The following is a 25,914-nucleotide window of genomic DNA, read 5'->3' on the forward strand; positions in this document are numbered from 1 at the left end:
TGATTTATTCGTATCTCCAACTGGTCAAGTCTGCTCCTTGCGGCGCACTTTCTGCAATACGTTTCATAATTTTTGGTACGTACATGGAATTATACCTTAAGCGGCTAATGGCATTGGGCTGGTCGGGATCCCCGTTCCAACAGTGCTCCGCACGGTCGCCATACAGAACTTCACCATCATAATAAGGTTCGCTGGTACTTTCCAGAAAATCTTCCATCAAATAGACCGCATTGTTTAAATAATAGTTGTCCATGTCGCCGCAATAGATGTGGATTTTACCTTTTAGCTGTGGGCCTAATTTGTCCCAGTCACGTTCCAAAATATATCTCAAATCGTAATTTTCTTTCCAATATTCAGCTACATCATGATTGATGTCACCGGTCATTTTGTCCCAGATCCGAACTGGGTAGCCATCATCCCCTTGGGGGGAATAAGTAGCTTCCCAAATATCCCATTGTTGTCCTGATCTGGATTTATCTCCCAAGACCAGTTCCAAATGGTTTCCTTGTCGCAATGTGGATTGGATGTCCCCCAAATAATTTCGATGGGAGGGAACCTCTAATTTCTTGTGCTCGGAATCGTAATAATACGCATTGTCATCTTCATAAATATTGGTAAGGCAATAGGCCCTAAAATCTATAGGGTCCGGGCAAGCGGCAAAACAACCGTTGTACTCTTCCGGATATTTGACCTGTACCGCCAAGGCTTCCCAACCTCCAGTGGAACCCCCGTACAAAAAGCGTGACCAACCTTCGCCCATACCGCGGAACTCCTTTTCGATGTAGGGAATAAGCTCATAGGTAATGGCATCTCCGTAAGGTCCTTGACTTGCGGAATTTACCGCATAGGAATCATCGTAATAGGGGGTTGGGTGTTGAATTTCTATAATCAGGAAGCGCGGAAAATCGGGTTCGTTCCAGCGCTTGTAAAAATCGTATGCCTCTTGCTGTTGAATAATATTATAACCGTCCAAATCAAAACGGGCCGAATACGTTGGCTCCAGATTTGGGTCGGGCGGCGTAGTGCGGAATCCTCCAAAATCACTTGGAAAATGTCCGTGAAAGACCATTAACGGATATTTTGCTTCGGGATGCTCATCAAAACCCTTGGGCAATAGTACATGGGCACCCAAATACATATCCCTTCCATAAAATTCCGATAATTTTTCCGATTTAATTTTAATGTGCTTGATCCATTCTGTATCCTCTGGTTCGGGGATTGGAGGAATTTCTTGATCCATGACCACGGAAACATTAGTTATACCATTTTCTCCAACAGTTATTTTAAACGGTTTACTGTAGAGGTTTCCTGGTGAGGTGTTCCAATGTTGTCCTTCCCCGTTGTCCATAGGTAGTTTTACGGTATGTCCCGTGGATAGATCAAAAGTTTCATATACGTGCAATAATGCTTGAACATTATATTCTCCAGGGGGAACCTCCGATAAACTAGGGTAAGGATAACCAAAAATAGACTCATCAAATTGAACGGGTTCCCCAGCAGACATCCCATCCACGTTCATTCCAAAAATAAGTTGGGTGTTTAGGCCATCATTGATTTGAAAACGCGGTTCTTTGCCGTCGTCCGTGGAAAGCATCAGGAGCAATCGCCCATCTTTACTTTCGGCACCAACGGTTTCATCAAAACTTACAGCGATGCCATATTTTGATTTTTCATCCGTATTACAGGAAATCAACAATAAAAAACAACTGAAAAAAAGGATGGAGAGCTTGGTCATGATAGTTAGGTTTAGATGAATAAGATAATCCATTTAACCCATTAACCAAAGCATAAGTCCCTATTTGTGAGTGTATTCATTCGGTTCTATATGAATCAATACATGTCCTAAATTGGGGATTTCCTTTCTTAGATGATCTTTTAGGTTATGGGCAATCCAGTGACCTCGTTCTACAGGTATCTTGCCATCTACTATGGCATGTAGGTCAACGTGGAACCTCATGCCGGACTTACGGATAAAACATTTTTCAGTTCCCAAAACACCTTCTACTTCGGACGACTTTTTTCTAATATCCAAAATTAGATCATCGTACTGGTGTTCGTCCATAATTTCTCCCAGGGCCGGACGAAATATCAAATAACTATTGTACAAAATAAATCCTGATGCCAAAAGGGCGGCCCAATCATCAGCTGTCTCATAACCTTCACCAAATATTAGTGCAATGGAAATACCAAAAAAGGCCATTACTGATGTGATGGCGTCACTTCTGTGGTGCCAAGCATCCGCTCTAAGAGAAGAGCTTTGGGTCTGTTTACTTTTCCGTATAACAACCTGATATGATATCTCTTTCCAAAGAATAATGGCACCTAAAACAATCAATGTCCATGGCTCCGGTATTTTGTGTGGGGTTTGTATATGCTGAATACTTTCGTACGCAATGATCGTGGCGGAGGTGACCAAAAAGGCTACAACAATGAATGTAATGAGTGGTTCTATTTTACCATGGCCATACGGATGGTTCTCATCGGGCGGTTTTTCTGCATATTTAAACCCCAACAAAACCAAAAATGAAGAAAAAATATCCGTTGTCGATTCTATGGCATCAGCGATCAAGGCATAGGAGTTTCCAAAAAATCCGGCCAAACCTTTTATCAAGGCTAAACTAAAATTACCAAGAAGGCTGAAATAAGTCGTTCTTATGGCAGTTTTTTCGTTACTCATTTTATTACGGATTTCTTTGCAAAGATCATCATTAGAGATTGAATTGGTGTTGAAAATTTTGACTTAAAAAATCCCCGACCTTGAAACATATTCGAAAGTCGGGGATTCTAAAAAAACAGAATGGTTAGGTCTATTTACATTATGAAATTACTGCTTGAGCCGCTGCTACACGAGCAATCGGAACTCTATATGGTGAACAGCTAACGTAGTTCATTCCCACTTTTTGACAGAAACCAACGGAGCTAGGTTCGCCACCATGTTCTCCACAGATTCCTACTTTAAGACCAGCATGTTTTTCCCGACCTCTTTTTGTTCCAAGTTCAACCAACTGTCCAACACCTTCTTGGTCCAATACTTCAAAAGGATCAGCTTTTAGAATGCCTTTTTCAAGGTAAATGGGCAGGAATTTTCCTGAATCGTCCCTTGAATAACCAAAGGTCATTTGTGTAAGGTCATTGGTTCCGAAGGAGAAGAAATCGGCAACTTCGGCAATATCACCTGCAACCAACGTCGCTCTTGGGGTTTCGATCATAGTACCTACGGAGTATTCCACGGTATCATTTCGTTTTTTAAACAACGCTTGGGCGGTATTATCAATCACTTCTTTTTGTTGTACAAATTCTTCCACTGTGCCAACCAAAGGAACCATAATTTCAGGTTTGGTTTCTATACCTTCCTTTTTAAGGTTGAGTGCTGCCTCCAAAATCGCCTGGGTTTGCATCTCGGTTATTTCTGGATACGTATTTCCCAATCTACATCCACGGTGGCCCAACATGGGGTTGAATTCCACCAACTCTGCAACCTTGGCTTTTACCGAAGACAAAGAAATATGAAGATCATCCGCAAGCTCTTTTTGTGTGGCCAATTGGTGAGGTACAAATTCGTGCAAAGGTGGATCCAACAACCTAACGGTTACGGGATAGCCTTTCATGGCACGGAATATTCCCTCAAAGTCGCCGCGCTGCATAGGTAGCAGTTCCTTAAGTGCTTGTTTACGACCTTTAACGGTGTCGGCCAAGATCATTTCGCGCATAGCCTTAATGCGGTCTACCTCAAAGAACATATGCTCAGTACGGGTCAACCCAATACCTTTTGCCCCAAAATTTCGGGCAATTTCAGCATCTTTGGGAGTATCGGCATTGGTACGTACTTCCAATTGTGCAAATTTGTCGGCCAAATCCATAAGTTCGGCAAATTCACCACTTAATTCGGGCTCTTTGGTACCTACTTTACCCTCCAAGATGTTACCCGTAGAACCATTGATGGAAATCCAGTCGCCTTCGTGGTATTCGTGGCCATCTACTTTAAGGGTGCGGGTTTTATAATTGATTTTCAGTGCCCCTGCACCGGAAACGCAACATTTACCGATACCCCTTGCCACAACCGCTGCGTGTGAGGTCATACCCCCCCGTGCGGTAACGATTCCCTTGGCAACGTTCATACCCTCTACATCTTCCGGTGAGGTTTCCACGCGTACCAAAATGCTGTTTTTAAACTTGTCGGCCTCATCGGCAAAGAAAACAATCTGGCCGGTAGCAGCACCAGGTGATGCTGGCAAACCTTGGGCAATTACTTCGGCTTCTTGCAAAGCTTTGGGATCAAAGATGGGGTGCAACAGTTCGTTTAGTTTGTTCGGCTCTATGCGCATCAGGGCCTTTTTCTCATCTATTAATCCTTCTTTGAGCAAGTCCATGGCAATTTTTACCATGGCGGCACCGGTACGCTTACCATTACGGGTCTGCAAAATCCAGAGTTTACCTTGTTGAATGGTAAATTCCATATCCTGCATATCTTGGTAATGCGTTTCCAGTTTGTTTTGGTATTCAAATAGTTCCTTATATATATTGGGCATCAACTCTTCCAAAGAAGGGTAATTCTCCTTACGATCTTCTTCTTCTATTTGAGCAAGTTTGGCCCATCGTTGAGACCCCAATAAGGTAATTTGTTGTGGTGTACGGACTCCGGCAACCACGTCCTCACCTTGTGCATTGATGAGGTATTCGCCGTTGAACTTATTTTCCCCGGTTCCGGCATCTCTGGTAAAACATACACCGGTTCCGGAATCTTCGCCCATATTGCCAAATACCATGGCCTGAACGTTTACCGCTGTTCCCCAATCTTCGGGATACCCGTGCATTTTTCTGTAATAGATGGCTCTGTCACCGTTCCAACTATCAAAAACAGCTGTTATGGCGCCCCATAATTGATCCCATGGATTGCTAGGGAAGGGCTTTCCTGTTCTTTTTTTGACAATATCCTTAAAGTCGTAAACTAAATCTTGAAGATCTTGAACGGTGAATTGTGTGTCTTGTTCAATTCTTCTTTTGTCCTTTAAATGGTCAATGATTTCTTCAAAAGGATCTAGGTCATCTTTTGACTCTGGTTTGAGCCCCATCACCACGCTACTGTACATTTGGATGAATCTACGGTAAGAATCCCAGGCAAATCTTTCGTTTCCTGTCATTTTAATGACGCCTTTAATGGATTCATCGTTCAAACCAAGGTTGAGCACGGTGTCCATCATACCGGGCATTGAAACCCTGGCTCCTGAACGCACCGATATCAACAATGGGTTTTCATCATCACCAAAAATGGTTCCCATGGTTTCTTCAATACTGTTTATAGCGCTACGTACTTCTGGTTCTATACGTTCTATTACAGCATCTTTACCTTCTGCATTGTATTGTGTACAAACTTCAGTTGTTATCGTAAAGCCTGGGGGAACAGGAATACCAATTCGGCTCATTTCGGCCAAGTTAGCTCCTTTACCACCAAGCAGTTCCTTCATGTCTCGACCTCCATCGGCCTTTTTGTTGCCGAAAGAATAAACGCTGAGTTGGTTTTCTGTAAGTGTTTCCATCTGTATATCTATTAAGAGATTGATAAATGCTAAATTCTGCATGTAAAATTAGATGGTGTTGACGGTCCATAACATGATAAATGTCAGTGTTTCAGGTGTTACCTGAGTTTTGGAGAGCATATTTAAAAGCATTCAAGGATGTATCGGTTCCCATGTATCCAGAATGGGGGAATTAAATGAAAAATGCATTTGATAACCCATTAAAATCCAATAAAATATAAGTTTTTTGTAACTTTTGTTACTGAAAATCAGATATTTATGAAAATACTGACATTTATCATCTTTTACAATTGTTCCATATTAGAACTTTGTCCCCAACAAAACCGAAATACTATGCAATCACAATTTAAAAAAAGAACGTTCTCGATTAAGTCAGTCATTTTGTTGATGACATTCGGATTGATTCCGATCGCACTTGCCGCACAGAGCTATCAAATCAGCAAAAGTGAAGGTGAGGTTATGGTAACAGGTACTTCCACCTTGCATGACTGGGAAGAAGTAGCCGAACAAAAATCAGGTTCTATCGCTTTGGACAACACAGGTGATCTCCCTAAAATTGCCACTTTGAAGTTTACGGTTGAAGCCGAAAGTTTAAAGAGTGGGAAAGGGGCGATGGACAAGAACACGTACAAAGCGTTGAATACAAAAAAGCACAAAGAAATCGTATTTCAATTGAAAAACGTGAAAAGTGTTTCCCCGATAGGTTCCTCTTCTAATAAATATAAAGTTATTGCAACTGGAGACCTGACCATCTCAGGATACTCAAATACTATTGATCTGCCTTTTGATCTAACCCTTAATGGCGACAAAGTATTGTTGGAAGGAAAAAAAGCCTTGAAAATGACCGATTTTGGTATTGAACCTCCCAAGGCACTTTTAGGTACTATCACAACTGGTGATGAAATAGAGGTTCACTTTAACACAGTTTGGAAATAATTTAATCTTAATACTCAACTAAATAAATCTACAACAATGAAAAAATATGCAAAATACGGATTATTAGCTGCCGCTTTCCTAGTAGGCCTATCGGGATATTCCCAAAATCGTCAACTCGATAATTTCCGTTCACCGGACAAAAATGGAATCAATGTTTTTGAAGCTCCTAAAGACTCTGTCCTAACTTTTGATGGGGTAAAAGTAAGGGTAGGGGGCTCCTCAACCTTACAGTTTCAAGCATTAAACCATGAAAACTCTGGCGCTGTAGAACTTATTCCCATTGGCGATAACTTTAACCTGGCTACTGCCAACTTGGATTTGGATGTGGCCTTGGCCAAAGGTGTGAGAATGCACTTAAGAACATATTTGTCTTCTCGTCACCACCCAGAACCCTATGTAAAAGGAGGATATTTCCAAGTGGATAATTTGGATTTCATCAGTCCTGGGTTCTTGGAAGATGCCATGAAGTACCTTACCATTAAAGTGGGTCACATGGAAAACAACTATGGTGATACTCACTTTAGAAGAAGTGACAACTCACAAGCCATGCACAATCCATTTGTTGGTAACTTGATCATGGATGCATTTACCACAGAGGTTGGTGGAGAAGTTTACTATAGAAAAAACGGATTCATTGGTATGTTCGGACTTTCTAACGGTAAATTAAACCAAGCTGTTAGTAACCCAGAAACCACAGGAGCTTCCATCCTCGCTAAATTAGGATATGACGGCCAAATCAATGAGGACTTGAGATTAAGAATTACAGGTTCTATGTACAGCACAGGAAAATCAAGTAGAGTATACTTGTACAGTGCTGACCGTGCAGGATCGAGATACTATTTGGTAATGGAGGATACCGAAGCAAGAGCATCCAGCAACTTTAGATCAGGTAGATATAATCCTGGGTTTGACAACGAGATCACCGCCTTTATGATCAACCCATTCGTGAAATATAAAGGATTGGAGTTCTTCGGAACCTTTGAGACTGCTTCTGGAAAAACAGATGCTGAGACAAGCAATAGAAATGCTACCCAATTGGCAGGAGAGTTGATCTATAGATTTGGAAACAACGAAAACTTCTACTTGGCAACCCGTTACAACACAGTAACTTCCGACGATCCATCTGGATCAGAAGTAACCATAGATAGGTTCCAACTTGGAGGTGGAGTGTTCTTGACCAAGAATATTTTGGCCAAAATAGAATATGTGAACCAACAATACGATGGATACGATACCACAAGTATTTTCCACGAAGGTCAATTTAACGGACTTTTATTGGAAGCTGTGATCAGTTTCTAAAGCATGATTGATGATTGATTAGGACCTAGGGTAGCAATGCCCTAGGTCTTTAACCGTAAAAATATTATATTAGTTACGCATGTTGTCCACAAATCCACATATCACTAAAATTGTTTTGGGTATTACCGCTCTTTTAATAGGTTTTGGTTTTACCGACCCAGAAAGGGAGACCAAGGTCCGTGTAGCCCCGGAAAGTGAAGTGGTGATTTCCGGAACAACCAATGTCAACGAATTTACCTGTAAATATAATCTGGAAGAACTGGAGCTGCCCATCCGGTTGACCTATGACAACAAAGCCGAGCAGATACAGTTTAGGAATGCGCAGTTAAAACTGGCCAACGACTGTTTCGATTGCGGAGGCAAAGCGATCAACAAGGATTTTAGGGAGCTATTACAAACCGAAAAGCACCCGCAAGTAGAGCTTAAATTGCTTTATGTAGACCCTCCTCAGCCCGATAATCAAGAAATTGGTGTGGGTATGGAGATTAAGATTGCAGGTGTTACCCGCAACTATCAAACCACTTTGTACTGTGAACAACAGGGCAATATTTGTGTAGATGGTACCATACCCTTAAAATTGACGGATTTTGGACTGGAGCCACCTCGAAAAGTTATGGGTATGATCAAAGTACATGATGAAATTAAGGTTCGAGTAGCTTTGCAGTTAAATGAAATTTAAGAATTTAAGTACTCATTTATTTTTGAACCCGTTGCGATGTCTTTTTACTCCAACGGGTTTTTTTATGGAGGTTTCCTTGGGTATTATAACATTTTCCATTTAAAATATTAAAGGTGAAAATCCTATATTGTAAAACATTATAAACCGAAATTAACTACAAACAATAATGATGAACAGGATGCTATCTGCAAAAGGCATGTTAACCATGGCCTTTGCACTATTTACAATTACATTTTATGCACAGGATAACTTTGGAGGGCTGGCACTTTATACCGTTAGGGACAACATGGGTGAAGATGCTAAGGCTACCTTACAGAAAGTGGCTGATGCCGGTTATGCCTATATTGAAGCTGCAGGATACAACGAAGGTAAATTTTATGGTATGGAACCTCAGGAGTTCAAGTCTTACTTGGAAAGTATTGGTTTAACCCCTGTAAGTACCCACATGGGGGGAGTAACCACGGAAAATGCAGACCAACAGATTGCGGACACCAAGGCTGCCGGATTTGAATACTTCACTGTTCCAGTGCCGCCAATGGGCATGTTTACATTTAATAGGGAAAACCGAACCATGGGGATGAAAGGTTCCATGGAGGATTTTGCCAATATTCTTACAACTTTGGGAAAAAAGTGCGAAGCTGCAGGATTAAAATTATTGTATCACAATCATGATTTTGAATACAAGGACAATGAAGATGGAATAAAACCTATTGAATATCTATTGGAAAACACAGACCCAAAATATGTAAACTTTCAAATGGATTTATATTGGGTGACCAGAGCAGGGGCAGACCCAGTAGCCTATTTTGAAGAATATCCCGGTAGATTCAAGTTGTGGCATGTAAAGGATATGGACGAGGAAGGTAAATTTGCCCCAGTAGGCGAAGGAACCATTGATTTTGCCCGTATTTTAAAAGAAAAAGAGACTTCTGGCATGGTCAAGTATTTTGTGGAGCAGGATATGACCTGGGACAAAAAGCCTCTGGAAGTGATCAAAATCAGCCATAAAGGACTGGAAGAGATCGGATTTAAATAAAAACTTATGGTGACCATTGTTCGACGCTTGTCATAAAATTGACAAGAAATCGAAAAAATATTTTTTACAATCGGTTACATTAGTATCTTTGCACCCGCAAAGTTTGGTCGCGTAGCTCAGCTGGATAGAGCATCTGCCTTCTAAGCAGACGGTCGAAGGTTCGAATCCTTCCGCGATCACAAATAAAAAAGCCCCTTTTAAAAGGGGCTTTTTTATTGGCAGAAAACAAACCACCAACAATAATTTAGCCTCTTTCCTTCATAAGTCGGGATAAGGTCTCTGGTCGCATTGCCAAGAAAGAAGCTAAATATTTCTTGGGTATTCTATCAACAATCTGTGGTTTGCTATTTTCCATAAAATAGTCCAACCTTTTGCTGGCATTGGGTATTCTTGCCAAATATACTCTGTGCTCGGCTAGAACATAATAATTTTCAAGAAGCATACGATTGATCTGGCGCATTTCGGAGAAATTGTCCAAACAGTATTTGTAATCATCAAATTTTAAATAATCACAATGGGTAATTTCTAGGCTTTGTATGTATTCTTGGCTTATCTCATTTCTAAAAAAGCCAGTGATGGAAGTAAAAACTTCATTTTCAGAATCCACCCATGTCGTTATTTCTGAAGATTCGCTTACAAAATAACCGCGAACCATTCCCTTTTTAATGAAGTAGAGTCTATCACAAATTTCCCCGGCCTTATTAATGACTTCATTTTTCTCGAAAGTGCAGGTCTCAATATTTTTAAACAGAAAAGATTTAAGCTCTGGGCTTAAGGGGTGAATGGAATTGAGAAAGGAAATAATAAACAGGTTTTTCTCGTGGAGCATGTAAAAAGTTGGTTTGGTTTAAAAATTGATCGCCGCTCAAAAATAATATTTTGGGTTAAACTTGAAATGATATGGATCATAAAGTAGTGGAATTGTTTGATTTATCACATGAAGTGCAAGGGATACATGCTATTATAAAAAAAGCCCCCGTTCAACGGAGGCTTTTTTTATAATAAGTTCAACTATTTATATAGCTCGACACGGGCATCATCAATTACTCCTTTCCAATTAAGACCAAACCCAAAATCATAATTGTTTCCATTGGTATCTTTATATGGGTCCATGTCCCTTGGTACATCTTCAAACTGTGTTTCAACGGTCATCATGTCCTTCGGCATTTGAAAGGGTAATAATGCCGACGGTTCCACCTTGCCGGATATTATATCCATTAAAGCTTGATCTTGAACCCCCATATGGATCAATATGGCATCCGAAGCGGGTTCAATTTCAGCAAAAACCAATGGCTTGGCTACTTTAACAATAACAATAACCGGTTTATCGCCCATTTTTCTTTTGGTATCGGTTACCAAGGCCATATCTGCAATATTTGCAGCTGTAATTGTTTTATCCTTGTAGGAACGATCGGTAACGTCCTCCAGGGGGCTTCCTGCCGCCAAGCTGCTTTCTCTGGCCTGGGTTGCCGTATAAGGCCCATATTGTAGACTGATGGGTACATAGCCGTTACCTCCATTTTCTTTGTCTTTAATGTCGTAACCTACACCACCATTAGGATTTTGTACGCCTACCAAGGCAAAATCAGCATCAGCAGGTTCTTCAACCACTTCAAAATATTTACTTACCACATCCATATTAAAGGGATGCTCTGTACGCTCTGGTGTGGCGATTCCAAACCAATTCACTGCCGGTGCAACATAACGCTGGGGTACATAAACCTTTTTCTTGGACTCCATGGGCAATGTTTCTTGGCTGTTTTTAAGCATTACTACAGACTTTAGCTGTGCATTGTAACCTGCCTGCATAAATTCAGCATTTCCCACAATTTGTTCTGTTTCCGAAACATCCAAATAGGGATTTTCAAAAAGACCGGTTCTGAAAATATTTTTCAAAAGACGGACTGCAGATCTTTCAAAACGGTTGCGCATGTATTCCTCTCCATGTTCTTCGACCCCCAACTGATATGCTTCTATAACTGGTCCCATTTCGTTATTGCCTCCAAATTGATCACAACCGGCTTCAATAATTTTATAATGCCGCTCAGCTACGCTTAAATTTTCAACTCCCCAGGGTTTACCTCTAAATTCATAGACATTAGGGGCGTCGCTTGTAATTCCCCAATCGGTACATACCACACCATCGTACCCATATTTTTCACGTAGAAGGTCGGTTATTAAATATTTGTTGTAAGCATTGCCGACGTTTTCCCCATTTTTTGTGTCTTGATTATAGGAGATGGTATAGTAAGGCATTACCGCGGCAGCCATTTTGGTTGGTCCTTCCAGGTCAAAAGCACCTTCTATAAAAGGTTTTAGATGATCCTCAAGATTGTTTCCCGGATATACTGCATATGAGCCATATCCAAAGTGAGCATCACGGCCACCTTCTTCTGGGCCGCCGCCCGGCCAGTGTTTTACCATGGCATTCACACTTTCACTGCCCCAATCTCCATTTTCAGAGGCCTGGAAGCCTTCAACATATGCTCTTGCCATGTCTGCGGCGAGTTTTGGGTCTTCGCCCATAGTGCCATCGAAGCGCGACCAACGAGGTTCGGTGGCCAAATCAATCTGGGGAGAAAGTGCGGTGGCAATACCCAACGCTCTATACTCTTTAGAGGCAATTTTCCCAAATTCTTGCATTAAGGATGGATCAAAACTGGCGGCCAAACCTAGTGTGCTCGGCCACATGGAAATTTGACCACCTGCTCCGGCATTAAATTCTGCATAGGAGTCGCTACCATGCCTGGGGTCCGAACTGGTATTTATAGGTATCCCCAAACCAATACCCTCTACCAATGCCTGTGCATTGTTGTTCCATTGTGCTGCAATGCCCGGTGATTCCACACTTGTAATCAGTACATGCCTAAGGTTGTCCTCTTGGAGGAACTTCATTTGTGCATCCGATAAATCGCTGGGCTCGGCACCACTTTCTGCATAGGGTTTTCCATTATAGGTCACAGGTCCAAAAAAGCTGTTTCCTCCTCCTGGAATGGATTGGTGCGCACTGTAAAGCATTAGACCAGCGATTTGTTCAACACTCATTTTTGAAGCAAGATCTTTTGCTCTGTCATCTACAGCAAGTCGCCAATCTTCATAACTATCCAAAGAACCATTTTTGTTCAGGTCTTTAAAGGCCAATCGGTCTACGGTTAAAATGTTTACTTCAGAATTGGGACTGTACCCCAAGGATGCTCCATTTTCGTTATGAACCAGGTTGAAACCTTCTTTGCTTTCTTCGGTAAACTTAGGACCGCATCCCACAAATAGGGCAGCTATAAGCAAACTACTTATCCGGAGGGTATATGTTAAAGGTTGCATAGTTTTGTTTTATTTATTGTTTTGAATTATTTAAAGGTAATCAAGCATTTTATAAACAAAAAATGGCCTTGTATTGCTACAAGGCCATAGGTACTAAACGAAAAACGCTTAACTAAACTCAATTAAACTATTTAATACCCTGGATTTTGAGTAAGAACATTACCACTAAGGTCAATGGCTGTAACCGGAATTGGGAACAGGTCCATAAACGCTTGGTAATTTCTTACTTTGGAATCTAATGATGAAATGGTTCTGGTTTCATTGACAACATATGTGTTCAATACATCAACAGTTACGCCCCATCTTCTCAAATCGAACAAACGGTGACCTTCCATTCCTAATTCCAACCTTCTTTCAAACCTAACAGCTTTTCTTGCTTCATCAGCATTTGCAAAAGACCCATAAGGCTCGATTTGGTAGTTTGCAGCAGGGGCATCACCAGCTTCATTTAATACATATGAAGAATTTTTGGCTCTGTTCCTTACTTCGTTTACATAGTTTAGAGCTGTAGGTAAATCGCCGGTCTCAACTGCAGCTTCTGCAGCCATAAGCAATACATCTGCATAACGCATTATAGCATAGTTAAGTCCTGAGTGCTGTTGTCCCCATGCCCCAGTTCCTTGACTGGCATCCAGTTCATCGGCCTGATACATGTTCTTTGCAGCCAAATATGGACCTGAAATATCAGCATCTGTTGCACGAATCCATTCTTGACCAGGCATGATTCCAAATCCGTTGTAATCAATACCTCTACGACCTACGGTATAGTCCAATCTAGGATCTAGTGGCCCAGTGTGTGGTGTGAAAGGATCATCAGTAGCAAGGTCTTGATCATTTGTAACATCTGTTTGGTTATATGTATCCAACAAAGGCAGACCAGTGCCATCTGTTTGGAAGGCATTTACCAAATCCTGGGTTGGTTGGTAAAAACCACAACAAGTGTTAATTGGTCCACCACCTGGGAAGTTCAATGTTCCTCCTACGTTACCGTTTAAGGATTGTCCACCATCAGCTGCATATTGTACAGCAAAAATGGATTCTGCAGAGTTTTCACCTGCAGCATTGAAATTGTCCACAAATTCAGCATTTAAGCTATATGGACCGTTGTTGATCACATCTTGAAACAATGTAAGGGCAGCACCCCAATTTGATTGGTAAAGCTGAGTTTTGCCCATAAAGGATTTAGCAGCCCAAGAAGTTGGTCTTCCTGCTTCTGATTGAGAAGGAGGCAAATTATCGATGGCATATTGGAAATCTGCTTCAACTTGACTCCAGATAGCACCAGAGTTTGGTTGATTGAATTCAACATTGGCGTAGTTCTCCTCAGAAATATATGCAGGATTTCCAAACATTTTCTGAAGCTCAAAGTTAAAGTATCCTCTTAGAAAACGAGCCTCTGCCAATTGAGCTGAGAAATCACCTTCTTCTATGGTACCTATCAACGAGATTACCGCATTGGCACGGTTTACACCTGCATATAAAGACATCCATTTACCTAAAATGTAAGGGTTACTGGTTTGAATGTCATAAGTTTCCAACTGGAACAATTCAACTTGATCCCCATCAGTACTACCTTTGTGGGCATCATCTGACATTGCATCACACCACCAATTATCTGGAGAAATGGCAAATCCATTACCCAATTGGTTCAATCGTACACCGTCTAGAGCAGAATAGGCACCTGTCAATAAAAGATTTACTCCGGTTTCATTGGCTGTTGCCTCTTCGGACAAAACACCAATGGGAGACTGCTCTGTAAAATCATCTTTACAAGAAAATGCAGTACCTACTAGTATAGCAATAATAAATATTCTCTTAATCATTTTTTTTTAGAATTTTAAGTTAACGCCAAACGTATAAACTTGCGCCAAGGGATATGGAGCTGTATCAATCCCCTGGGTAAGGTTGTCCGCTGATCCACCAGCAACAAGAATTGGAATTTCAGGATCCATTCCGCTGTAATCCGTGATGGTGAACAGGTTGGAAGCTTGTAGATAGAGTCTTATCTGATTCATACCCAATTTGTCCAAGATAGTATCTGGAAGTGTGTATCCTATTTGAAGGTTTTTCAACCTTAGATAGGAAGCATCTTCCACAAAATAAGAGTTCGGGCTTGTCTCACGGTTAACAACAGATGTTCCAAGGGCTGGAAGTGTGCCATCCGTATTTTGTGGCGACCAGGAATCCAATACTCGTGAACTTCTGTTACCAAAGAAGAACGTTGGGAAATCCGTAAAGATTTTGGAATAGTTGTACACATCTCTTCCTTGAACTCCTGAGAAGAATGCAGATAGATCCCAATTTTTATACCCTAGATTAAGGTTAATACCGTAAGTGAAATCGGGGTGTGGAGAACCAATTTTAGTTCTATCCTCATCATTGATCACCCCATCATCATTAACATCTCTATATTTGAAACGTCCCACACCATCGGCATTATTTTCAAATTGCTGGTCTGGAGACGAGCCCACTTCTGACTCGTCCTGGAAGATACCGATCACATCAAAACCGTAAAAGTAAGAAATAGGTTCACCTACTTCGGTAACGGTAATGGCACCGCCCCTAAATCCAGGATTTCCGAATTGTTGGTTATAAATCAGGTCCGTAACCTCATTTTTATAAGAGGAAACATTTACATCGACACCATAGGAGAATCCGGAATCTGTTTGGTCTCTATAGCCAATGGCCAAATCAAAACCTTTGTTCTCGATACTTCCCAAGTTTACAAACGGAGCATTGGCATCAGGAGCTGTTGTACTGATCAACTGTAGATCCTGCGCAATCAAATCCTCTGTTGTAATTTTAAACAATTCAAATTCTACGCTCAGCTTATTATCCATAAAGCCCAATTCAACACCAGCGTTGCTTGTTTGAGAGGTTTCCCATCTCAAGTTTGGATTACCAATCGCGGATACGATCGCACCTGTTGAAGGAGAACCTGAACCGTTAAAGGCATAGTTGGATTGTGCAACATCAATACCAGCTTGTGTAAGTGTTGGACCAACCACCGGTACTTGTTGGTTACCCAACTCACCGTAAGAAGCTTTGAACTTAACACGATTTAACCAGCTTGAATCAAACCAATCTTCTTCACTCAACAACCAACCTGCACTAACGGCTGGGAACGTATCACTTTGATTATCTCCCAAGAAGTTTGAGGATGTATCTCTACGTAATGTAGCAGTCAAATAATATTTGTTGTCGAAAGAATAGTTGACACTTCCAAAAACGGAGAACAGTGAAGTGGTGTTATCACCAGAACCTACAATAGGATCTCCTGTACCGGTACTAGGAAGGTAATAATCCGGAGTTTCAAACAAGAAGTCTGTTACTGTTACAGATTTGAACTTACTTCTATTTTCAACTGCTTCTAGACCAACAAGTGCATTAACATTGTGCTTGCCATAGGTTTTGTTGAAGTTTAAAGTATTGGTCCAAATCCAACTAAAGCTATCGGTATCCGACTCTGTCAAAGAGTTTGATGATCTTGCTTCCGAATGCTCAGGATTGGTCGGCAAGAAAGCTCTTGTGCTCAAAAGCTCTGCATCTCCACCAATGGAGGATTTTAACGTAAGTCCATCTACGATTTGATAGGTTGCATAGATGTCACCCAAAATCCTGAAAGTCTTATAAAAGTTGTCACCAGCTCTTCTAAGATCTGCAACTGGGTTGGTAGGGTTCGAAAGGTCCAATGCATTGGAGTAAGTTCCCGCAAAGTTTCCAGCGTCCGTGTAAGCAGGCAATAGAGGGGAATTCCTCATAGCCAACATAAGGGGGCTACCACCAAGACTTGTGTTTGGATTTTTTGGAGCACTACTGTTGGCAAAAGACACGTTTAAATGTTGTCCTACCCTTACTTTTTCACCAATCTTAAATTCAGAGTTCACCCTGGTAAGACCCCTTTTAAAAGAGGACTCCAATTGGATACCCTGACGATTCAAGTAAGAAGCGGTCATGGAGTACTTTGCAGCTGCGTTACCATTTTCCATACGCAAGGAAACGTTTTGTGTCGGTGCGCTTCTAAAAATGTCATCAAACCATGAACCACCTGATCTTGCAGTAACTGGTTCTGGCGCTCCTAAAATGGTTGCTGGTACAACTGGAGAAGCTCCGTCACCATATTGCGCGTGTGTTGGAGTTTGACCTACGTTGTTGAAACTATCCCAAAACATTTGGGCGTGTTGTTGTGGGTTTAAAAGACCTGGAAGGTTGGCTGCTCTGGAAAAACCAGTGTACATATCTAAAGATACTTCAGCTGATTCCATATTGTAGCCCCCGTTTTTAGTGGTTACAATAACAACACCATTGGATGCCCTTGCACCATATATTGATGCTGCACCATCTTTCAATACGTTCATCTGAAGGATGTCCGCTGGGTCAATGGCATTTAAAATGGAACCATCTGTGGTCTGCACCCCATCAATAATGAAAAGCGGGTCGTTACCGTTAGTGGAACCAAAACCACGAATACGAATGGTAGGTGAGGACCCTGGAACCCCTGAGTTTATTAGGGATACACCGGTAACCCTACCTTCCAAGGCTTCTGCGGCATTCACAATTGGTGCTTTGGTCGCTTCGGAAAGGTCTACGGAAGCAACGGAACCTGTAAGGTCACCTCTTGTTTGCGTAGAATACCCGAGTACCACCACTTCGTCAAGCTGACTGGCGTCTTCCGTAAGCGAAACATCGATTACAGATCTGCCATTGATAGCCACTTCTTGTGTTGAGAATCCAACATAACTGAAGACCAAAGTGGCATTTCCATCTGCGCTAATGGTGTAATTACCGTCGAAATCTGTTTGTGTTCCGTTGGTAGTACCTTGCACCAATACATTGGCACCGATCAATGGTTCCCCATTTTGATCGGTTACTGTACCGGTAACTTGTAATTGGTCTGGACTCTGAGTGAAATCCAATGGATTTTCATGGGCTCTAATTACTGTGCTACTGAAGAGCATCAATAATAAACCTAGAGCAAAAGATAGACATGGCCTTCCATGTTTGGGCCATGAACAACTGTTTTCAATCATAATTGTTGTGGTTTGTCTAGTTAGTTAATACGTACAAGATTTAAATACAAGATTTAATTTAAATAGTTAAAATTTAAGTTAATTTTTTATGAGAACAATGGAATAATGTTAAAAAAACACTACACCTATCAATGCAAATTAAAACATTATTTTCTCGAAAAAACAAATTGACAACTAGATTTTTGTTATATCCATAAAATCAAAGGTATATATTATGGTTTTCGCAAACGTTTTCGAAAGTAAACGATTTAGGTGAAGAGATAATCAATAAAATCAATTAAGATTTGCTTAACAATTCCTTAACAGTTGGGTTTTAAAGGTTTTGCGCTTGTTCGGAGTGAAAACAAAAGCGTTGGATTTTAGGGAAAACTTTTGTTGTTAATAACAAATAGGATGAAAAAAGTGATTTTTTCAAAAAAAATAAAAATGATGTAAAAAGCTCAAGAATTTATAATATTGCGGTATCGATAACGGTAAAATAAGTTTTTTGTCATATTGTCAAAAAGCAATTATCGATTATCTCAACCCAACAATAAAGCATGCCTTAACCAATGAAGATATCCAGAACATTACTCCCTTTACTTTTTTTACTCGTTGTTTCTTGTGGTAAAAAGGAGGATAACAAACATTTATTTGAATTACTGGAACCCAATACCACCCATGTAGACTTTAACAATCGATTGGTGGAATCCGACACCATGAACATTGTTGGCTTTGAATATATGTACAATGGTGCTGGAGTTGGTGTGGGAGACGTTAATAATGATGGATTGAAGGATCTTTATTTTACCGGTAACCAAGTTCCGGATAAGCTCTATATTAATAAAGGCAATTTTGTATTTGACGATATTAGTGAGTCTGCCAATATTGTTACTACCGGCTGGTCCAATGGGGTGACGATGGCGGACATTAACGAAGATGGATTATTGGATATTTATGTCAGTCGGGGCGGGACCCGTGAATGGCCAAGGGAAGATTGGGCCAATAGAATGTTTGTGAACAATGGAGATGGCACTTTTACCGATAGGGCAAAAGAATACGGGATCGCCGATACCGGATACAGTGTGCAAGCTGTTTTTTTTGACTACGATAAGGATGGAGACCGCGATTTATATGTTCTTACCAATGCCTTGGTAGATTACAACAGAAATACTTCCAAATACAAGACCAGCGACGGTAGTGCAGATAGTAACGATCGGTTGTACAGAAATAATGGGGATGGCACTTTCACCAACATTTCATTGGATGCTGGTATTACTATGGAAGGTTTTGGTCTCGGCGTTTCTGTTTGCGACATAAATAAAGATGGATGGTTGGACCTTTATATTTCCAATGACTTTCTTACCGACGATCTTTTGTTCATAAATAACCAAGATGGAACCTTCACCGACCAGCTCACCACTTATTTTAGGCATTTGAGCTATAATGGTATGGGTAACGATGTAGGTGACTTGAACAACGATGGTAACCCTGAACTTTTTACGGTGGATATGTTCCCCAACAGTAACGAAAGGATAAAACAGACCATGATGAAACCTAGTCTGGATGTTTTCTCCCATAATATTAATATTGGATATGCCCCACAATACGTTAGGAATACCCTGCAGTTGAACAACGGGAACCAAACCTTTAGTGAAATAGGACAGTTCAGTGGCATTTATAATACCGATTGGAGTTGGGCCCCTTTAATTGCCGATTTTGATAACGATGGCCTCAACGATATTTTTATAACAAACGGTTACAGACGGGACATTACCAATTTGGATTATCAATCCTACACCCAAAGACCGGCCAAATACCAAACAGAAGATGAGTTGGTTCAAGGGGAACTGGAAAGGGTAAGCAACCTTCCGGAAGTAAAACTTTCCAATTATATCTATAAGAACAATGGTGACCTGACCTTTACGGACAAGATTGAGGAATGGGGGTTGGAAAAACCACTTTACTCCAATGGAGCTGCCTTTGCAGATTTGGATAACGATGGTGACCTAGATCTTGTCATCAATAATATTGACGACCCTGCGAGCATTTATAAAAACAATACCATAGAATTCTCAACTCCTGAAAACCAATCGTTTTTCTTGAATCTTGATCTTAAAGGAGAAGAAAACGAAGATGTAACCGGGACAGAGGTCCGAATTTATCATGATGGTAAATCCCAGTATAAGTTGGCGTCCACTGTTAGGGGATATCTGTCTACCATGGATGCTGAAATGCATTTTGGACTTGGTAATTCAGAAAAGATAGATTCCTTGGTGGTAACATGGTCCAATGGAAATTCAGAGATCCTTTATAATGTAGAGGCAAATCAAAAATTGACCTTGGACATTAACGATGCCGAACCTACTGATAAAGAGGGCAGCTCAAAAAATTCTCCAAAATTGTTCCGAGAGATCATACAGGAAATGGGTATCGATTACAAACATGTGGAAGATGATTTTGATGAGTTCAAATTACAGACCACTTTACTTAAAATGAACACCAACTTAGGACCGGGAATCGCTGTTGGTGATATCAACGGGGACTCCTTGGAAGATTTTTATATCGGTGGTACTAAGGAAAAACCAGGAAAGCTCTATATGCAGGTCAACGGTGGCAAATTTGAGGAAAAATCCATAGCATGTGGAGGTTTAAGAGAAGATATGGGGGTGGTTTTTGCCGATTTGGACAACGATGGTGATCTGGACCTTTTATCCATAGATGGAGGAGGCATTGAGGAAATGGCACGTCAAGATTATACCGACGTAATTTATTATAACGAAGGCGATGGAAATTTTACCTGCAGTAATATTTTGACCAGAAAATCTAGGGGTTCCACGGCGGAGTTGGCAGATTTTGACAATGATGGAGACCTCGACATCTTTGTAGGGGGTAGGGTTATCAATGGTTTTTATCCCAAAAGTCCAAAAAGTTACCTGCTTAGAAATGACCCTGATGGATTCAAGGACATTAGCTTGGAAGCATTTGATACCCAAGAAATGGGAATGGTGAGCGATGCCATTTGGACCGATTTTGACAACGATGGACAATTCGACCTGATTTTGGTAGGTGAGTTTATGGAGGTTACTTTCTTAAAGAACGATAAGGGTAAATTCAATAATATTACCAAGGATACCGGTTTGGAATATACCAACGGCTGGTGGAACAGTATTGCTTCGGGAGATTTCGATTCCGATGGCGATATGGATTATGTGGTCGGGAATTTTGGCTTGAACAGTGATTTTAAATGTTCTCCGGAGCAGCCCTTGACCATCTATACCAAAGATGTGGATGGAAATGGAACAATAGACCCTCTGATCAGTTGTTATCGAGAAGGTAAAGAGCATCTGATCCATACAAGGGATATTTTGGTGGATCAGATCAGTGCCATGAAAGGCAAATTCAAGGATTATGAATCGTATGCAAGGGCAGATTTTGATGATGTAAAGGAAGCCGCAGGATTAAAGGACGCAGGTCAATTGAAAGTCTATGATTTTGCTTCCAGTTACATTGAAAATTTGGGTAATGGCAAGTTTACAATGACACAGTTGCCAAAAGAGGTTCAGTTTTCACCTGTATTTGGAATGTTGACCGATGATTTCAACGGTGATGGAAATTTAGACCTTTTGGTATCGGGTAACCAGTATGATATTGAGCCATTCATTGGCAGAAGTGATGCATCCATTGGATACTGTTTATTGGGTGATGGACAAGGCGGTTTTAAAGTGGTAAACCCTGACAAGAGCGGTCTTTTGATAACAGGTAGCGCTAAAGGCTCGGCTATCATAGAACTGGAAGATGGCAGCTCTGCCATGCTCATCGGAATGAACTCAGGAAAACTGTCGGCTTATGGGTACGACAATGTAGGCATGGCCTCTGTATCACTGAAACCCAAGGATGCTTTTGCTGTAATTACCATGACGGATGGTAAAGAGCGAAGAGTGGAGTTCCCTTATGGTGATACTTATTTGGGAAATTCATCCAGAAGCCTGAAATACGATAAATCCAATACCTCAGAAATAAAAATAACAGATTACCAGGGTAACACCAGGAACCTGAAAATTGTCGGGTTGCAATAATTTTTATTGGTTCATCTCAAAGATTTCAGCTGCTTTTTTCGCAACGTTGATTCTTACTTGCGAAGGGTTGGCTCTTCGATATGCAGCTTTCGTTTTAAAGGCGAGAACGGTTTCAATGGCTGGGTAAACGGTAATGTTTTGTCCCATCGCGCCCTTGGCCGAATAGGCGCCTTCAAAGCGTTTGTCATCAACATCCTGCCATAGCCACCACATATAGCCATACCCATAATTCACACCGCTTCCCTCAAATACGGGAACATTGCTGTTCAACTCTTCGTGGGTGGTCCTTGTTTTGAGCATTTCATCCATCCACGATTCGCTCACGACCTGTACATCTTTCCATTTGCCCTTGTTCAGCATCAATAGGCCTAAACGCGCCATATCCCTGGTCGAAAACCACATGGGGTAGGCCAAATATTTGGAAATCTTGGTGTTTCCTTGTTTGTGTTGGGCGGAACGGTCCCAGTCCTGCATGTGAAGAGGATTGGCCAATTGACGTTCCACCTCATCGTAGATGTTTTTGCCTGTTTCTTGTTCAAAAATATATCCGGCAACATTAAAATCCCAGTTGCTGTACAGCCAATAGCTGCCAGGTTCCACGGAGCCTCTTTCAGGTGCATATTCCTGCATACCCCCTGGATACCCTTCGGGATGGTAAACGCCCGATCTGGCCGAGATGATATCCTTTACGGTAGCTTTCTCTTCAATGGGAAGTATCCCCTCTACATCATCAATGCCCAATTCCTTGATAGTTTTGTCCAGGTCGATGGTGCCATCCTCCACATATTGGCCATAAAGCATGGAAAGCACACTTTTTCGACAGGAGGCGATATAGCTCAACTCCTCCAAATCACCAAAATCAAAAACCACTTTTCCTTTATGCACGATCATAAGCCCGGTGACTTTTGTACTATCGATCAAGTATTCCCGGAATGCTTGGGCCTTATCGTTTTGCCATGAACGGGCTTCTTCCTCGTTGGCGGAATGCCAGACCCTATCAGGAAATGTTTGTGCTCCTATGTTTAAGGAGAAGAGTAGAAAAAGGATGACGATCAATCTCATAATTATTGGTTTTGGTTATTCAGATTTGGCAAACCAAAGGTTACGTACCCTTCCGTTGGATATCCAGACTCCTTTGATTGCCCCATTTTCTCGTTTGAATTTTAAAAAGGATAAAGGGTATGTCCCCTCCAAAAGGTCGGTTTTCTTTTGTTCCAATCGTATTTTTCCATGTCGGATATGGTGTGCGTACAGTTGGCCCTCTTCATATCTTATCGTGTAGGCTGTTTCAATTTCAGGACTGTAATAAGAGCCTGTGTATGCATTGGCTGATTTTCTGGTTAATTCCTCTTTTTCAAATTTTGAAAAAACCATGGGTTTTCCACTATCAGGATAGAGGGTCATACCTTGATTGTTAAACTTGATTTTGGTATCGTTACCTGGTTCAATGGCAACAAATTCATCATCCTGAATAGGTAAATAAGCGTTTCTGCCAATGTATATCGTATCTCCACCAATGGTTAACATACGTTCGGTATAAGTTTCATCATCCCAATAAGTACCTAGATAGGATTCCATTTTGTTTTTGGAGACCTTGGCAACCTTCACATCTTTATTCGAGGGTCGCTTATCAAAAAGGATGGCGGCAACCTGGTCGGACTTTCGAGCAGGCCCTGCAGTTGAAAAGTTCGTTGCAATGGCAATACTGGTTTCATCCTGAGGGAAAACAGCAATATTGGCCCTGAAACCACCAATGGAACCACCATGACCAATTCTTTTTTTGCCCAATAGTGTATCAACATTCACCCCAAAGGCATACTTGTTAAAGCTTCCATCGTTCAAGAGATCAAGGGTTTGCATGGTGCTGAATACATCTTTCCACCCAGGTAATGGGTCATAGTAATTTTTTAAGTATTTGAGCAGGTCATCCGTTGTGGAGTGCATATTTCCCGAACCTACATACCCCCAATATTCAACGGCCCTGTCAAAACCATCTAATGTTCGGTAGTAAGAAGTTGCATTATCCGGAACAATACGGTCATAATTGGCTTCAACATAGGTGTTACTCATTCCCAAAGGGATGAAAACCTCTTCCTTCATATAATCAACAAAAGAAGTATCCGTGACTTTTTCAATAATATTGGCCAAGAACATATAGCCCGTGTTACAGTACATATATTCAGAACCTGGCTCAAAATTAAGTTCGGCCTGTTTTGCCATAATCCTGTCCAGATCGGCATTGGTCCTAGTATCATCGCTACGCCAACCCGCTAGTCCAAAAAGGGCATGAAGGCTTCGTAGACCACTCGTATGATGCAGCATGTGCCTGATCGTGATTTTACTGCCAAATGGGGCAAGACCATCGATGTATTTGTCCAAGGTATCATCTATGGACAGTTTGCCCGCCAAGTGTAACTTTATAATGCCCAATGCACTAAACTGTTTGGAGACCGAAGCTACATTGAACCGGGTTCCGGTGCTATTGGGCACCAAATATTCCATACTGGCCAGCCCATAGGCTTTGGAGAAGACTACATCATCCCCTTGCATAACGGCAATGGCACCTCCTGGATGATTGGGCCGGTTCCACTCCAGGAACAAACTGTCGATATTTGCCCATTTTTCCTCACTTATTTGTGCCTTTGCGCAGGTGCAAATAATAAGGGTCAGGGTGCAACATAGTTTTGGAAACAATTTCATCAGCACCTTATTTACCTAATCCTGCTTGCGATAGTGCGATCAATAGTGCCAATTGGATGGACTCATCACCTTCTTCATCGTTCAAATACCATTCGTGCAGCGAATGGGCTTTACCACCTTGCCCTCCCCGGCCAATACAAACGGCGGGGATTCCTTTTGCAACGGGAATATTGATATTGGTAGACCCACGACCCAGATTTGGAGTCACCCCAAATAGTTTGGTGGCCGCCATGGAGCGTTGAATCAAAGGTAGGGAAGCAGGTAGTTCTCCTGATGGCCTATCACCGATTTTGATAAGTTCATAAGTTACTTTGCCACGTACGCCGCTGGCATTGTATTCCGATATGGCTTGTTCCACAGACTCTTTGAATATAATTTCAATTTCATCCAAGTTTTTTGGGTCTATGGCCCGCATGTCCACTTCCATCCAAGATTCAAAAGGGATGGAGTTCACCGAAGTTCCCCCACCAATTCTCCCTACATTGAAACTGGTTTTGGGGGTGTTGCTGGAGGTATATTCCCAAGCCGCTTTAGAAAACACATCAATGGCTTTTCCAAGTGCATGATGTGGATTGGCTAGTCCGAATGCCCCCCAAGAGTGTCCTCCTTGTCCTTTAATGAGCAACTTGTAGCGTTTGGAGCCTAATCCGGCATTGCTGATTCGGCCCAAACTGCCTCCGTCGATGGCAATCCATGAGTCAATATCCAATCCAGATTCGTTGAACATATATTTCATCCCGCGGAGGTCACCAAGCCCTTCTTCACCTACCGACCCAACAATCAAAATGTCTTTTTCTGTCTTAATTTCGGCTTTGTTCATGGCCTTGAGCATGCTGATCAACATAGCAAGGCCTCTGGTGTCGTCTCCGATACCTGGCGCCTTTAGGGTGTCTCTCACTTTGGTAACCGTTACATCGGTTCCTTCTGGGAATACCACGTCCAAATGTGCGTCCACACCTACATAGCCCGATTTGCCAGATGTACCTTTACGTAAACCAATTACGTTTCCCACTTTATCCGTCCAGAGGCTATCCACTCCGGCATCTTCCAGCATTTTTGCAAATACTTTTCCTCTTTCATCTTCCATAAAGGGAGGGGCCAGTACTTCGGTCAAGGTAATCAGGTCCTCTGTAGTTTGGTCCATTTGCGACTTGATATGTGCAAATGCCTCCTTTACTACTTTTTTCTTCATCAATCGCTCTACTTCCTTGGTATATTTTTTGTCGATTTCGGTACTTTCCTGTGCCATTACGGTATGGGCAAAGAATCCTGAAATCATCAAAATGCTGAGTGTGATATGTTTTATTTTCATGGTATG

At 41.5% G+C, this 25,914-nt stretch carries 15 protein-coding genes and 1 tRNA gene; 6 read left to right on the forward strand and 10 right to left on the reverse strand.

The features are described 5' to 3' along the window. Window positions 1–4: 4 nt before the first annotated feature. The 3 genes from J0654_RS02350 to ppdK form a co-directional block, all read right to left on the reverse strand. On the reverse strand, window positions 5–1,735 hold the full coding sequence (locus tag J0654_RS02350; RefSeq protein ID WP_207026163.1) for an alpha/beta hydrolase-fold protein: 1,731 nt from the start codon (window positions 1,733–1,735) through the stop codon (window positions 5–7). Window positions 1,736–1,795: 60 nt separating this feature from the next. Further along, window positions 1,796–2,677, reverse strand: a complete 882-nt coding sequence (locus tag J0654_RS02355) for a cation diffusion facilitator family transporter (RefSeq protein ID WP_207026164.1) — start codon at window positions 2,675–2,677, stop codon at window positions 1,796–1,798. A 139-nt stretch (window positions 2,678–2,816) separates the two neighbouring features. Next, a complete protein-coding gene (gene ppdK / locus J0654_RS02360; protein WP_207026165.1) occupies window positions 2,817–5,537 on the reverse strand; it encodes a pyruvate, phosphate dikinase in 2,721 nt (906 codons plus the stop codon). Between the two features lie 333 nt (window positions 5,538–5,870). On the opposite strand from ppdK, the gene J0654_RS02365 reads away from it, so the two are divergent. The 5 genes from J0654_RS02365 (at window position 5,871) to J0654_RS02385 (ending at window position 9,666) form a co-directional block, all read left to right on the forward strand. Then, the gene (locus J0654_RS02365) at window positions 5,871–6,473 is read left to right on the forward strand and encodes a YceI family protein (protein WP_207026166.1); all 603 of its coding nucleotides are present in this window, start codon (window positions 5,871–5,873) and stop codon (window positions 6,471–6,473) included. Window positions 6,474–6,509: 36 nt separating this feature from the next. Continuing rightward, window positions 6,510–7,772 carry a hypothetical protein gene (locus tag J0654_RS02370; protein ID WP_207026167.1) on the forward strand — a complete coding sequence of 421 codons (1,263 nt, stop codon included), beginning with the start codon at window positions 6,510–6,512 and terminating at the stop codon, window positions 7,770–7,772. 79 nt (window positions 7,773–7,851) lie between these two features. Then, window positions 7,852–8,451, forward strand: coding sequence for a YceI family protein (locus J0654_RS02375; protein WP_207026168.1), 600 nt, complete (start codon window positions 7,852–7,854; stop codon window positions 8,449–8,451). Between the two features lie 169 nt (window positions 8,452–8,620). Further along, window positions 8,621–9,487 carry a sugar phosphate isomerase/epimerase family protein gene (locus J0654_RS02380; RefSeq protein ID WP_207027929.1) on the forward strand — a complete coding sequence of 289 codons (867 nt, stop codon included), beginning with the start codon at window positions 8,621–8,623 and terminating at the stop codon, window positions 9,485–9,487. Between the two features lie 105 nt (window positions 9,488–9,592). Beyond that, window positions 9,593–9,666 (forward strand) — tRNA-Arg (locus J0654_RS02385). 65 nt (window positions 9,667–9,731) lie between these two features. Here J0654_RS02385 and J0654_RS02390 read toward each other — a convergent pair. The 4 genes from J0654_RS02390 to J0654_RS02405 form a co-directional block, all read right to left on the reverse strand. Continuing rightward, entirely contained in the window at window positions 9,732–10,316 is a 585-nt protein-coding gene (locus J0654_RS02390) for a Crp/Fnr family transcriptional regulator (protein ID WP_207026169.1), read from the reverse strand. Between the two features lie 182 nt (window positions 10,317–10,498). Further along, a complete protein-coding gene (locus J0654_RS02395) occupies window positions 10,499–12,808 on the reverse strand; it encodes a glycoside hydrolase family 3 protein (RefSeq protein ID WP_207026170.1) in 2,310 nt (769 codons plus the stop codon). A 131-nt stretch (window positions 12,809–12,939) separates the two neighbouring features. After that, complete coding sequence (locus J0654_RS02400; protein WP_207026171.1) at window positions 12,940–14,631, reverse strand: RagB/SusD family nutrient uptake outer membrane protein; 1,692 nt, start codon at window positions 14,629–14,631, stop codon at window positions 12,940–12,942. Window positions 14,632–14,637: 6 nt separating this feature from the next. Continuing rightward, window positions 14,638–17,838: a SusC/RagA family TonB-linked outer membrane protein gene (locus J0654_RS02405; protein ID WP_207026172.1), complete on the reverse strand. Its 3,201-nt coding sequence runs from the start codon at window positions 17,836–17,838 to the stop codon at window positions 14,638–14,640. 551 nt (window positions 17,839–18,389) lie between these two features. Here J0654_RS02405 and J0654_RS02410 point away from each other — a divergent pair. Next, a complete protein-coding gene (locus tag J0654_RS02410; RefSeq protein WP_207026173.1) occupies window positions 18,390–21,896 on the forward strand; it encodes a VCBS repeat-containing protein in 3,507 nt (1,168 codons plus the stop codon). 3 nt (window positions 21,897–21,899) lie between these two features. On the opposite strand, the gene J0654_RS02415 is transcribed toward J0654_RS02410, so the two are convergent. Genes J0654_RS02415 through J0654_RS02425 form a run of 3 tightly spaced genes read right to left on the reverse strand, consistent with a single transcriptional unit; the run spans window position 21,900 to window position 25,908 of the window. Beyond that, entirely contained in the window at window positions 21,900–22,958 is a 1,059-nt protein-coding gene (locus tag J0654_RS02415; protein ID WP_207026174.1) for a serine hydrolase domain-containing protein, read from the reverse strand. Window positions 22,959–22,973: 15 nt separating this feature from the next. Then, on the reverse strand, window positions 22,974–24,596 hold the full coding sequence (locus J0654_RS02420) for a serine hydrolase domain-containing protein (RefSeq protein ID WP_207026175.1): 1,623 nt from the start codon (window positions 24,594–24,596) through the stop codon (window positions 22,974–22,976). 7 nt (window positions 24,597–24,603) lie between these two features. Further along, window positions 24,604–25,908, reverse strand: a complete 1,305-nt coding sequence (locus J0654_RS02425; protein ID WP_237685867.1) for a M20/M25/M40 family metallo-hydrolase — start codon at window positions 25,906–25,908, stop codon at window positions 24,604–24,606. Window positions 25,909–25,914: the final 6 nt, after the last annotated feature.

The sequence above is a fragment of the Flagellimonas profundi genome (genome assembly GCF_017313275.1).
Taxonomy (GTDB): domain Bacteria; phylum Bacteroidota; class Bacteroidia; order Flavobacteriales; family Flavobacteriaceae; genus Flagellimonas; species Flagellimonas profundi.